This is a genomic window from Caballeronia calidae (genome assembly GCF_900044055.2).
Lineage (GTDB): Bacteria > Pseudomonadota > Gammaproteobacteria > Burkholderiales > Burkholderiaceae > Caballeronia > Caballeronia calidae.
Genome location: NZ_FCOX02000078.1, coordinates 15,008 through 27,945, shown reverse-complemented (window position 1 = coordinate 27,945; position 12,938 = coordinate 15,008). Strand labels below are relative to the sequence as shown.

At 57.3% G+C, this 12,938-nt stretch carries 11 protein-coding genes; 8 read left to right on the top strand and 3 right to left on the bottom strand.

What is annotated here, in order from left to right; translation table 11 throughout:
* Positions 1-23: 23 nt before the first annotated feature.
* On the bottom strand, positions 24-668 hold the full coding sequence (locus AWB78_RS36375; protein ID WP_232478018.1) for a nuclear transport factor 2 family protein: 645 nt from the start codon (positions 666-668) through the stop codon (positions 24-26).
* A gap of 534 nt (positions 669-1,202) precedes the next feature.
* Here AWB78_RS36375 and AWB78_RS36370 point away from each other — a divergent pair.
* The 3 genes from AWB78_RS36370 (at position 1,203) to AWB78_RS36360 (ending at position 4,477) form a co-directional block, all read left to right on the top strand.
* Positions 1,203-2,246 carry an LLM class oxidoreductase gene (locus tag AWB78_RS36370; protein ID WP_082883556.1) on the top strand — a complete coding sequence of 348 codons (1,044 nt, stop codon included), beginning with the start codon at positions 1,203-1,205 and terminating at the stop codon, positions 2,244-2,246.
* A 50-nt stretch (positions 2,247-2,296) separates the two neighbouring features.
* Positions 2,297-3,391 (top strand): alkene reductase, encoded by a 1,095-nt coding sequence (locus tag AWB78_RS36365; protein WP_062611555.1) that lies wholly within the window; start codon positions 2,297-2,299, stop codon positions 3,389-3,391.
* Positions 3,392-3,490: 99 nt separating this feature from the next.
* Positions 3,491-4,477 carry an LLM class flavin-dependent oxidoreductase gene (locus AWB78_RS36360; protein WP_062611554.1) on the top strand — a complete coding sequence of 329 codons (987 nt, stop codon included), beginning with the start codon at positions 3,491-3,493 and terminating at the stop codon, positions 4,475-4,477.
* A gap of 58 nt (positions 4,478-4,535) precedes the next feature.
* On the opposite strand, the gene AWB78_RS36355 is transcribed toward AWB78_RS36360, so the two are convergent.
* Positions 4,536-5,282, bottom strand: coding sequence for a TetR/AcrR family transcriptional regulator (locus AWB78_RS36355; RefSeq protein WP_082883554.1), 747 nt, complete (start codon positions 5,280-5,282; stop codon positions 4,536-4,538).
* 277 nt (positions 5,283-5,559) lie between these two features.
* Between AWB78_RS36355 and AWB78_RS36350 the strand changes: the two genes are divergently transcribed.
* The 4 genes from AWB78_RS36350 to AWB78_RS36335 all read left to right on the top strand — a co-directional run bounded on the left by AWB78_RS36350 (position 5,560) and on the right by AWB78_RS36335 (position 10,295).
* Positions 5,560-6,633, top strand: a complete 1,074-nt coding sequence (locus tag AWB78_RS36350; RefSeq protein WP_062611553.1) for a zinc-binding dehydrogenase — start codon at positions 5,560-5,562, stop codon at positions 6,631-6,633.
* A gap of 164 nt (positions 6,634-6,797) precedes the next feature.
* On the top strand, positions 6,798-7,727 hold the full coding sequence (locus tag AWB78_RS36345; RefSeq protein WP_062611552.1) for a LysR family transcriptional regulator: 930 nt from the start codon (positions 6,798-6,800) through the stop codon (positions 7,725-7,727).
* A gap of 280 nt (positions 7,728-8,007) precedes the next feature.
* Entirely contained in the window at positions 8,008-9,114 is a 1,107-nt protein-coding gene (locus AWB78_RS36340; protein WP_062611551.1) for an alkene reductase, read from the top strand.
* A 179-nt stretch (positions 9,115-9,293) separates the two neighbouring features.
* On the top strand, positions 9,294-10,295 hold the full coding sequence (locus AWB78_RS36335; RefSeq protein WP_062611550.1) for a LysR family transcriptional regulator: 1,002 nt from the start codon (positions 9,294-9,296) through the stop codon (positions 10,293-10,295).
* A gap of 74 nt (positions 10,296-10,369) precedes the next feature.
* On the opposite strand, the gene AWB78_RS36330 is transcribed toward AWB78_RS36335, so the two are convergent.
* On the bottom strand, positions 10,370-11,710 hold the full coding sequence (locus AWB78_RS36330) for a Gfo/Idh/MocA family protein (RefSeq protein WP_232478016.1): 1,341 nt from the start codon (positions 11,708-11,710) through the stop codon (positions 10,370-10,372).
* A gap of 44 nt (positions 11,711-11,754) precedes the next feature.
* On the opposite strand from AWB78_RS36330, the gene AWB78_RS36325 reads away from it, so the two are divergent.
* Positions 11,755-12,666: a transcriptional regulator GcvA gene (locus AWB78_RS36325; RefSeq protein WP_062611549.1), complete on the top strand. Its 912-nt coding sequence runs from the start codon at positions 11,755-11,757 to the stop codon at positions 12,664-12,666.
* Positions 12,667-12,938: the final 272 nt, after the last annotated feature.

Sequence of the window (12,938 nt, the reverse complement as noted above, 5' to 3'; positions counted from 1 at the left end):
TCCACCTCGAAATTGGTGGACACCTATGCTCCTCGCTCCAGTCGATCACCGCCAGACGTCAAAGATGGACGGCTTACTTTCATCCAGGGCCAAGGCATGCGGAATGCCTTGAGCGTGGCAATTAGCTCGCGGCGACCGTTCATGCGCCCCATCGGGGTGAGTTCAGCTTGCACGTGTTCACTGAAGCTTTCATTGAACAGCATGAAGTCGGCCTGATCCAGGGCCCAAGCATAGCGATACCATACTTCGGCGATGGCATCTTCACTGCTGCCCGGGAGATCGGAGACCGGTACCCGATGCCAGGGCGCATCCAGTTCACTGACCACGACGGCTGGCGGATCACCGGGTTTCCAGGCCCGGTCCATCGTTGGCAAGGTCCAGGTCGCTAGTGCGCTCACATCGCCCTGGACCCAGTGGAGTTGCAAGCGGATTTCGCGTATACGTATCCGGTCGGCGGCGCTCTCAAATGACAGGATCAACAGGCCGCCAAATGAAACAGACTGTATGTCTGTCGCACCGGTCTCCTTGTGTGCCTCGCCATAAATATATGCACCGACCATCTGTTCTGTGCCGCGAGCACGCGGCACGCGATTGGATGAGAAAATTTGCACGGACTGGAAGGCTGTGATATCGCTGCGTAGCGCAGCGAGAACCTGTTCTCGTCCCAATGCGTTTCCTCTATGGCTGCTCGATAACTGGACCGACTCGGAAAACAGATCTGTTGCCGGCAAAGATGGTCGACCCGCCCACGTATCGCAGAAGGCGGCCAACAGTTCAAGAAGGGGTCGACGGGAACTCATGGTGTTGATTCCGGTAGGGGCGTCAGGGCTTCGTCCACCCTCGATTTGTGGAGAGTCTTGAGTGCCGTGAATCCCGGTTGCGAAGAAAGCAAATCATAGGTGGAAGATTGAGGATCAGCTTTCCCCTATGAGGGGACGACCATACGGCAAACGCACTCTGAAGACGCGAGCGAATAGAGCGGATACCTCACTGCGAGTTCGTCGTCGCCACGGCGGGCGGGCGCGGGGTGCTACCGATACTCTTATGCGGAAGATCGCAGTTCGAGCGGGAGTGAACGGATTGGGGAAATGTAGGACCGGGTGAGGGGCGTTGAGACCCATTTATCTTCATCGAGGAATCAATGAAACTGCCTTCATCGTTAATCCCTGTTTCCACTAACCATGACTGTCTCAACTGTCTCCATGCCGCAGACCGGGGCTGTCGCGCCGGCGATCTCGCGCCTTTCACCAAATGAGCGTCCTTCTGATTTAACGAGACCTCATCCCACGTTGCAGCAGCACCCAGGCTTTCAACGCCTGTTTAGACCCGATGCACTGACCATCGGTCTGATCCTGCCACTGGAAACGCACCCGGGACGCCCGGCACCGACGATGCACGACCACGTTCAGATGGCGCAGCGCGCTGAAGCATTAGGCTTTGGCGCGCTGTGGATGCGTGATGTGCCCTTCTACGATCCAAAATATGGCGACGTCGCCCAGGTGTTCGAGCCGATGGTCTACATTGCTTACCTCGCCGCAGCGACTCGCAGCATTGCGTTGGGTACCACGGGCATTGTGCTGCCGACGCGCGAGCCAATGTACCTCGCCAAGCAAGCTACGTCGCTTGACCAGCTCAGCGGCGGCCGTCTGGTGCTCGGTCTGTCCTCGGGCGATCGCTACAGCGACTACCCGATGCTCGGCATCGACTTTGAATCTCGGGGGGAGCGCTATCGTGACGCGTTTTCGGTGTTCCGGACACTGACGGAGAAGAACTTCCCGAGCTTTCAGTCTTCACGATTCGGTGGATCGGCCGGCACTCTGGATCTCGTGCCTAAAGCACCGTTCGGGAGAGTGCCTGCTATTGGTGTGGGCCAGGCGCAGCAGAGCATTGAGTGGCTTGCGCACAATCTGGACGGGTTTTTGTCGGTAGCGCCTACCCCAGACCAACTAACTGACCTCGGCGAGGAATGGCGCACCCAGGTACGCGTCGCTGCCGGTGCGAATGCGTATAAGCCGTTGGGATTGGGAGGCTATCTCGACTTGAGCGAAGACCCTGATGTGCCGTTTCAGCGCATCCGGGGTGGATTCCGCGCGGGTCGCAATGGACTGCGCGACTACCTTGAAGTTGCGCAGGCTGCGGGCGTCTCACACATCGCGCTCAACCCAAAGGTCAGTCGCCAGCCGTATGCGGAGATCCTGGATGAGCTGGCGGAAGATGTTCTGCCGCATTTCCCGTCGCATGTCTAAAGTCTGCACGCACTGAACTCTAGTTCTGCGTTTGCTGTTGGAGAGCATCTATGCCATCCCTCTTTGACCCTTACGATCTGTCCGGCCTGCGCCTTCCCAACCGCGTTGTCATGGCGCCGATGACACGTGCGCGTTCGATCGACACCATTCCGCAGGAGCATGCGGCGATTTACTATGCGCAGCGCGCGGGCGCCGGTCTCATCATCACCGAAAGCACCCAGGTCTCGGTCCAGGGACGTGGCTATCTGTGCACGCCCGGCATTCACACTGCTGAACAGATCGCAGGTTGGCGGCGAATTACCGACGCGGTACACAGCGCCGGCGGCCGAATTTTTGTTCAACTCTGGCATGTCGGTCGAGCCTCGCACACGTCGTTGCAGGAGTTTGGGCGAGCTCCCGTCTCGGCGGTGGCTGTCGCCGCAGCCGACACGCTGGTCCAGGCATACGATGCAGAAGGGAAGCCGGCGCAGGTTCCGGCGAGCACACCGGCGGCGTTAGATATTGCCGGTATCCAGCGGGTAGTCGACGATTTCCTCAGCGCTGCGCGTAATGCGATGGCTGCGGGCTTCGATGGAGTCGAAATTCATGCCGGAAATGGGTATCTGTTCGAGCAGTTTATCAACGGTGCCCTCAACACCCGCGATGACCGCTATGGCGGCGGTTCAATAGACAATCGCCTGCGCCTGCTTCTGGAAACTGTCGATGTAGTCGCGGAGGCAATTGGCAAAGAACGTGTTGGGGTGCGTGTATCGCCCTTTGCTCGGTTGAACGACTTGCATGCGTTCAGCGGTGAAGAGGACACGTGGCTCGCCCTTGCCAAAGCGCTTTCGCAACGGCACCTGGCCTATGTCCATGTCAGTCACCTGGGCACGTCTGACTTCCACCAGGCGTTCCGCGGCGCCTATCGCGGCACTTTGATCATGGCGGGGGGATTCACTGCTGAAACCGCCGGACAGGCTCTCGAGGCTGGCCAGATCGACCTGGCCGTATTCGGTCGACCGTTCATCGCTAATCCAGATCTGGTCGAGCGCATGCGTCATGGCTGGCCTTTGGCTGAAGCAGAGCGGGAGGCTTTCTACGGTGCAGGGATGCGTGGGTACATCGACTATCCGCCTTTCCTGGTCGACGAACGGGTGGCGGCGTAGTCCTCGGGTTTGAGCCACGATCGCCCGCGTCGGGATTGCTCGCTCAGATCTCCGCGTAGTTTTGCCACCTATAACTTGCAGATCATCAATGGAATATTCATGACGGGCTTATCGGTACTTGATCTGGTAATGATCGGAGAGGACAAAAGCTTTGCCGAGGCAGTGGACGAGTCGCGGCAATTGGCACGACACGTAGAGAAGCATGGATTCCGGCGCTACTGGGTGGCCGAGCATCACGACATGCCTGGGATAGGCTCCGCAGCCACCTCTTTGATCATCAGCGAGATCGCATCAGTCACGTCGACCTTGCGCGTCGGATCCGGCGGCATCATGTTGCCCAACCACTCTCCGCTCGTTGTTGCCGAGCAGTTTGGGACGCTCGACAGCCTGTATCCGGGACGTATCGATCTCGGTGTGGGGCGTGCGCCGGGGAGCGGCGGTCCGACTGTCCAAGCGTTGAGACGGGGTGCCCCTGAACGCGACTTCGCGCAAGACGTCGTAGAGGTCATGGACTATCTGGCCGACAACGGCAAACGACCGGTGCGCGCAATTCCCGGCCCGCACAACGTACCGCTCTGGATTCTCGGCTCAAGCATGTACGGCGCGGGGCTCGCAGCAGCGCTGGGACTGCCATATGCGTTCGCCTCTCACTTCGCACCGCGTTTCTTGCACCAGGCTATCGCTTACTATCGCGAGAATTTTCGTCCGTCGACGCAGCTTTCCGAGCCGTATGTCATGGTTGGTGCGAATATTTTCGCGGCGGATACGAATGAAGAGGCCGAATACCTGGCAAGTTCGCATCGGAAGTGGATGTTGGACCTTCACGTGGGACGCGTGGGTGAACTACCCAAGCCGGTGGACGGCTACGTTCAGGGATTGCCCGCTAATGAGCGCGACGTTCTGAATCAGGTCATGGCCTGCACGGTCGCTGGCGACAAGGCGAAGGTTGGTGTCTGGATTCGCGACATCATTGATCAAACAGACGCAGACGAACTGATGATCGATTGCCGCATCTATGACCCGCAGGCGCGACTTCGTTCACACCAGTATGCGGCCGAGGCTATGGAGGAACTTCTCGCGGTATAGCATCGCATTGGGCGGGTCGCTGCAGCGGGTCCAAACGGCGCAACGCCTGCGATGGATCTTAGGCACGACGCTGCCGTGGCGAAGCCGTCTTTCGGGGAGCGGCTTTTTCATTCAGCTTCTTCAAGGCAGCCGGTGTGCCGTTGAGGAAAGCGTCGATCTGCCGTTCCACGTGGGCATCCAGGTCTTTGGGCACGGGCAACCCATACACCCATTTACGCATTCCAATGTAGAAGATGCTAGCGTGCAGGCTCCAGATCAGTTCGAGTTCGGCGTCCTGCGCGGCGGCAGATGCCGGTGCCGGGAGTTTGTACGCCTCGCGGATCTCGGCCATCACGGGACGGAAGATACGCTCGCGCAACTTGTCGAGGTACCGCGTATTGAGGCCTTCCCGTGTCAGTCCGGCAAAGATGAATGTGCGGATCCACTCGCGCCGCAGGATGACGTGCGAATACGCCGTGTAGAGGGAGCACAGACGCTCCTGCAGCGGAATGCTGCGGTCAGCAATCAGCTTTTCCCATGCCGAATCCCATTGGTAGACCTCGCTATACACGCGGTCGATCAGCGCCTCCTTGCTCGGAAAATAGCGATAGAGCAGGGGTTGAGTCACGCCGATCTGCTTCGCGAGTTCGCGAGTACTGCCAGAAAAGCCATGGGTTGCAAAATGCTCGACGGCCTTGTCGACAATCTGCTGTTCCCGCTCCTCCGGAGGCAAGCGGCGGCCGGGTCCGACAGTCAACGACTGCTCGACCTGCTTCACCCTCGATGACGAAGTTGATGACAATTCGGTGGGGTTCTGCCGTGGCATGTTGAATCTCTTATTGAATGATCGATCATTAAAGCAAAATATAGCAGGGGCTGACGATAGGGGGGCGTCAAGCATCTATTTCGGTGATGAAGACAGGGTAAACACTGACGTACGACCAGTGCCCTCGTTCAACGCGTTGAACTACAATTTATCGATCGATCAGTGATCGGTAGATAAACAGCGCTCCGAGACGGGGCACCACTCTTCCGGTTGCCGGTCGTCTGATGAACGTTGCGCCCGAGTTACGGGCGCAGCATGTCGAAACGGAGGAGCCCACATGGCCAAGATGAAAGCAACTGTGTTTGTCGAACCCGGTCGGATCGCGCTTGAGCACAAGCCGATTCCGGATATTGGACCCACCGATGCTCTGGTCCGTATCACGACGACGACGATCTGCGGAACCGACATTCATATCCTCAAGGGCGAGTACCCGGTCGAGAGGGGGCTCACCCTGGGTCACGAGCCAATCGGGATCATTGAAAAGCTTGGCTCGCAGGTAAAAGGCTACGAAGAAGGGCAGCGCGTTTTGTGCGCGGCTGTGACGCCCTGCGGCGTGTGTTCGTCTTGTCTGACGGGCTTTCATTCTCAATGCGGTAGTCGGTCTCCCACCGGATGGAAGGTCGCTGGGGGCTGGAAAATTGGCAATTATCTGGATGGCTGTCAGGCGGAATACTTCGTCGTGCCTGACGCACAAGCCAACTTGGCGCTGATTCCGGACAATTTGACTGACGAGGACGTGCTGCTGATCCCCGATATCGTTAGCACGGGTTTCTCCGCAGCTGAGTCCGCAGGTGTGAAAATTGGCGATGTTGTCGTGGTCGTAGCACAAGGACCTATCGGACTTTGCGCAACAAGCGGAGCCCGGTTGATGGGCGCGGGACTCGTCATTGCGGTCGATCCTGTCGAGGCCCGTCTCGAGAAGGCGAAAGCGATGGGCGCCGACATCGTCTTGAATCCGACGAAATGCGATGTGGTAGAAGAGGTGATGAAGTTGACGCAGGGGGTGGGAGCGGATGTAGCGCTCGAGTGTCTGGGGCGCGACGAAACAATCGGCACTTGTGTCAACGTTACGCGACCAGGCGGAACGATCTCAAGCGTGGGTATCTACTCGAAGAGCATTCCCATCCCGCTGGATGGCTTCGGTGCGGGGCTGGCGAACAAACGAATCGTGACATCGACTTGCCCCGGTGGCAAAGAGCGGATGCGGCGCCTTCTGAACGTAGCGTCGACCCAGCGCATCAAGCTTGACCACCTCGTTACGCATACTTACTCGCTCGATGATGTGGTTGCGGCCTATGACCTCTTTGGCCATCAACGTGACGGTGTCGTGAAGCTCGCGTTGAAACCATAACTCGATCGCCTGATTCGCCCGCCCGGTTGCTGGCGCGGGCGGCGCGTACAACTGCGCGGTAGAAAGACGTTGTTCTAGACAGGCACACACGATAGACGGAACAATGCTGACTGGCGTGCCCTTGCCAGGGCACGCGTAATTGACTCTCGAGGACCGATTCAACGATGGAGTCGAACCGTCTAGGTGATATCGCTGCCTTTGTTGCTGCAGTCAGGGCGGGCAGTTTTACGGCTGGCGCTAACACACTTGGGCTAACGCGTTCGGCGGTAGGAAAGAGCATTGGAAGGCTCGAGGCGCAGTTGGGTGTTCGCCTTCTTAACCGAACAACGAGGCAACTCAGCCTGACCGATGACGGCAGGATTGTCTTCGAGCGGTGTCGACAGATCCTCGATGATCTCGACGATATGGAGGCCGCGATTGCAACGAGGCGAGGCAAACCTAGCGGAACGCTCAAGCTGACTGCGCCCATTTCCTTCGGGCAGCGTTATGTCCTTCCGGTCGTTGACAAATACTTGAAGCAATGGCCGGATCTGCGGGCGGATATTTGGTTCACGGACCGATTCGTCGATCTGATTGAAGAAGGTTTTGATATTGCTATTCGGGTTGGCGAGCCTCAAGACGATTCGCAAATCATGACCCGGACAATTGCGTCGCAGCAGTTCATCACGTGCGCCTCGCCGGACTATCTGAGGAGGCGAGGCGTCCCCGAGCAACTCCAAGACTTGCTCGGACACGACACGATCGTCTTTATCAGTGGCGGCCGCCCCCGCCCATGGCACTTCGAGACCCCAACCGGCCCTTATTTGCATGACGCACAGGGCCGGCTAAACATCGACAGTTCGGAAGCCATGCGGCAGTCCGCGCTCGCTGGCTTCGGACTTGTAAATCTACCTACGTACATCCTCGGTGCCGACGTGCAACAAGGCTCTCTCGTGGAGGTCCTAAAGCCATACCGTCAGAAGCCCGATCCGATCCGCATAACCTATCCAACCAAGCGCCATTTGTCACCGCGCACGCGTCGCTTCATCGACTTACTGGTCGAAGAATGGCAGCATGGCGCGCCATGGGAGCCGTTGACCGAACCCGACACCTAAAATTGGTGTGCCCGGTTTGTGAACCTCAAAACGGCAGTTTCGGTGATTGGGTCCTCAGTGGACCCAGTGCCGCGCTCGAAGGCGACTTTTCCAGACCTGGAAAAAAAGTCAAACTGTCGCCACTTCAGCAATATCGCTGACTAGATAGCTCTGCGTTCTCTCAGGTAGCCGGCATTCAATCGCGGAATGATCAATCGATCAATAAAGACAATTTTTGGACTGCGATTGATGGTCGGTCGAGACCAACCAGTGGCAATCTCTCTATCATAGGGATTTAGAAATGACGACCTTATTTGATCCGATCAATCTTGGTGATTTGAAGCTGGCCAACCGTATTGTCATGGCGCCGCTGACCCGTGCTCGTGCTGGCGAAAACGACGTGCCGACGGATCTCATGTCCCGCTACTACGTACAACGCGCCAGCGCTGGCCTCATCATTTCCGAGGCGATCAACATCACGCGCCGGTCGCAGTCGTTTGAACGCTCGCCTGGACTGTACAGCGATGAGCAAACCGGCGCGTGGCGCGAGGTCGTGTCGAAGGTTCATGAAGCTGGGGGCCGCATCGTTGCGCAACTTTGGCATACAGGTCGTGCGAGCTCACTCGCTTTGTTGAACGGTGAAGCACCGGTTTCCCCGTCGGGCATCAATGACGACCTTCATACACTGCAGGTGTGGGGCCAAATGCGGAACGGCGTCTACACGAAGATTCATGCCACACCCTCCAGAGCATTGACGGGCGAGGAAGTTCGTGATGCGGTACAGGAGTATCGCAAGGGTGCGGAGAACGCACGGGCTGCCGGCTTCGACGGCGTTGAGATCCACGCGGCAAACGGCTATTTGATCCATCAGTTCCTCTCTCCGACGACTAATCGGCGCACCGACGCGTACGGTGGATCGATCGAGAACCGTACGCGCTTTCTGCGTGAGATTATTGAGCAAGTCGCCGAAGTCTTCCCGATCGACCGCATCGGTGTGCGCATTTCCCCGTTCGCGGACTACAACAACGTGCGCGATCCGAATCCGGTCGAAACATACAAGTACGTTGCGGCGATACTTCAGGAGTTGGGCGTGGGTTACCTGCACGTGGCGGACACCAACGGATGGTTTGATCGTCCTGATCTGCCCGAGCTGCTCAAGATCGTTCGGCCGACATATGCCGGTACGCTGATTGTGAACGGCGGGATTGACGGGGAAAAGGCGGCGCGGCTGGTGAAGGATGGGCAGACGGATCTTGTAGCGTTTGGTCGTGCATTTATCGCGAATCCGGACCTCGTAAACCGACTCGAAAAGGGCTTCCCGGTTTCGATGCCAACGCCGACCGACTGGTACGGTGGTGCCGAACAGGGCTACACGGATTTCCCCGAGTATGCGGCAGAGGCGGCTTGACCGAGCTGTGGCACCGTAGGCTGGTAACTGTAGGTTGCCAGCGAGTGCTCAAATAGCCAAGTGGATTTGGCAATTTGAATGCATCGGTGTTCCGCACATGGCCAGAACATTGGTCACGCGGTACACCGATCGGTCCCGTGCAATAGCTCGACGCACCAGCGTTTCGATGAAGGTTGATCATGAACAAACTGCATGCGATGCAGATATTTGCGCGCGTCGTGGACGTCAACAGCTTTACAAAAGCAGCCGACACCTTGCAGGTCGCGCGGTCCGTCGTTACTCGCGCCGTCCAGGAACTGGAAGAACATGTCGGGGTTCGTTTGATTAACCGGACAACGCGAAAACTACACCTAACCGAAGAAGGGTGCCAGTACTACGAGTCCGTAATCAGAATTCTCAAAGCGGTCGAGGAAAGCGAGTCATTGCATAAGGCGGGGGTCGCGAATCCAAAAGGTACCCTCCGGATCGACGTACAGACGTCGATAGCGAAGTGTGTAATTGTGCCGCATCTGCATGAATTTCGAGATCTCTATCCCGGAATCGATCTAATCGTCGGGACGGGGGATCGGATCGTAGATTTGATAGAAGAAGGCGTCGATTGCGCGATACGAGTGGGCACATTAGGCGATTCGGGGATGATCGGAAAGCAAATTGGCGTGTTTCAGCGAATTACCGTTGCGTCCCCTGCGTATCTAGAAAGGCAAGGAATTCCTCTCTCGATTGACGACCTAGTTAATCATCGGGTTGTGCACTACACGGCCGGCAAAAGCCCGCGTCCTCCGATGTTCGACTTCTTGACAGATGCAGGTCCCGAAAGCGTCCGTATGATGAGTAGCATACAGGTCAACGATTCAGATACTTACGTCGCGCTTGCCAAGGCTGGTTTCGGCATGATTCAGCCGGCACGTTTCTCTGTCGCCAATGAGTTGCGGGCCGGGAACTTGATTGAGATCCTGCCTCAAAATCCTGTTCCCCAAAAACCTGTATCACTTGTGTACCCGCATCGGGAAAAGCTGGCGCCGAAATTACGAGCATTTCTTTCGTGGAGCACTGCGCTATTCGAGCGCTCACCGCTGGTTTCTCATTCGAATCGAGTCACCGCCTCTTGGAAGGCAGGCGTGCGACCGGCGACGCTTCTCTCTGATGTCTCGGACGAACGCGAACTCATGGTGACGGCCTGAATCACCTTCTGACAATGTGCGCCCACGGTAGCTTGGCGCGTTGGTCTTCAAACGAGAATTGGTTTCGTAACCCCTCAGCATAGCGCTACAGGACGGCTACCGCTATTCGCGGACGTCAACAAGGCATCCATGACACGTTGCGTCTTAAGCGCGACTTCCGGCCAGAACGGATCTCGTCTCGCGGACAGGACGAGGTCACTGAACGTTCGGAAAAGCGTAGTTTCCTGCGCTGTGCGATGATTGTTGCTGTGCTCGGGCAGGGAAACGGTTCTCTTATGCCTTTCGAGGTTGAAAAAGCATCCACCTCCGGAAAAGGAGTCGTTATTCACGGAAAACTCGACATTGTTTCCATAAAAAGGAAGAACGAAATCCTGCATGTGTATGTAGCCCTCTGTTCCACTAAAGTAGGCCCACTGCTGACGGCCCGTGCTGAAGGCGTTGTAAAGCGTGGCCGAAACGCCATTGTCAAAAAGCAACTCGCCTTCGAATTCGATGGGAGTGATGCCTGATCCATCGGGTCGTTCGACGCCTTTCAAGATTCGACCTCGCACCTCAATGGGCATTTCGTAGTTCAGCGCAAATTGAATGAGCCTGATGTTGTACCAGCCGACATCTCCAAGACAACCGGCTGGTTCTATCACGCTGTTACGGTGTATCCATTCGTCGTCGGCAACGAAGCTGAAATGGCTGGTGATGCGCCGAAGTTCGCCAACGCTCGTATGGTCGTCTAAGACCCGTCGCATCGCCTCTAGTCGGGTCGAGTGCATAAACATGACGCCGTCCATGAATTGCACACCTGAAGCGTCGGCGGCGTCAACAACGCGTTGCAGATCGGCCGCGGTCACTGCGCAGGGCTTTTCGATGATGATGTGCTTGCCGGCGTGAGCCGCCTTTATGGCCCATTCCGTTCGAAGTGCTGTTGGCAGGGGAATGTATAGGGCGTCGATGTCTGATCGCTGAATCAGCGCATCGTATCCTTCGACAGCGTCAACGGGATACGGTGTCGGCACCGAGGCTTGGCAGTCGGCGATGAAACGTCGTGCGTTGTTGACGGAACGGCTGCCGACCGCAACAATCCGGGCGTTTCCCGCGTTGACGATCGAGTGCCAGTTCTTCTTTGCGATGCTCGCGGAGCCTAGAATGCCCCATCGACAGGTTGAGTTTGCAGACTTCATTGCTTCGTTTATTCGTTCGTGTACGTTTATCACCAATTGAGGTGCGCAGGAGTGGAAGTCATCCAGCGCGGCAGCCTGCATCGGATTGAGTCCGAGCGCGATGGCGCAAGACTTCCCGCGCATAAAGGGCCAACAAGCTCGCGTAGCGTGTTTTCCTTGATTGCGCTGTCGATCGTATCGATGTTCGAAGGACGAGTAAAGCGAGCTTTTCTTGTCGCCTTGTGAGTAGAATTTGATCAATCAATCTACGTCATTCCGGCACGGCCGTCGCACTTGGGGTTCTAATGGATTTGAGAAAACTGCCGAATCTGGGTGCCTTGAAGGCGTTCGAAGCCGCCGCGCGCCTGAAGAGCTTTTCTCGTGCCGCGCAAGAGCTTTACGTCACCCATAGCGCGATTAGCCATCAAATTCGGTCGCTCGAGGCAGAATTAGGCATCGTGCTGTTCAAGCGGGAGGGCAAACGCATCGACCTGACCGACCGTGGGCATCGATACGCCGAGCAGGTGCGCGCGGCGTTGATCAATCTCGCTTCAGCCACCGAGTCGATTCGTTCCGGTGACCGTGACCGGCGGCTCGTGATAAGCGTGCTACCCTCATTCGCCTCGCGTTGGTTGACGCCCCGTATCGGGCGCTTCATTGACCTGTACCCAGAACTCGACGTCGAACTTCAGTCGACGCACACGCTAACGGACTTCAATCGTGACGAGGTCGATGTCGTTCTGCGTTTCGGCGATGGCGACTACCCAGGGGTGTTTGTTGAACTTCTCCTAGACGAAGCGTTTTTTCCCGTCTGCGCTCCTACGTTCAACAACGGCAATCTGCCGAAAACGCCGACGGATCTTGCCAACGCAACCCTATTGCGCAATGACTTTGAAATGTGGCGGTGCTGGTTTGAGGCAGCCGGTCTGGACGCATCGTCCGAACCGCGGCGCGGCGTCTTGTATCAGGACGCTTCGCATTTGATACAGGCGGCAGCGGAGGGGCAAGGAGTTGCATTGGTGCGGCGTTCGCTCGCCATGCAAGAGATTGCCGATGGGCGACTCGTTCGACTGTTTGATGTCGATGCGCCGAGCCCATGGGCATATTGGTTCATGTGCCCTCGACCGTTGGTGGAAACCTTCAGAGTGCGTGTACTGCGTGAGTGGCTGCACCAGGAGGTTATCGGATTTCAGGCGATGTATGAGCCGAGTGCTTAGAAGCCCGCAGCGGCCGCGCCAGCGTGGGAGCGAGGAGCGGGCGAACAGCGTCCGGTGACAGATGCATCTCTATGATCACGAGTGAAGCTCGGCGTCCGCTAACCCAAATGGGCGTCCACCGCCCCCGACGCGGCTATTCGAACGATCAACGTTGGGAATCGGTGTACGAGTGATGTGGCTACCGTGCAAGTCGATCAGCGATATCGGATGACGCGTACAGCGGATCGACGACCAATATCTGCACGCTGCCAAGCACGTGCTTTGCTGCTGGT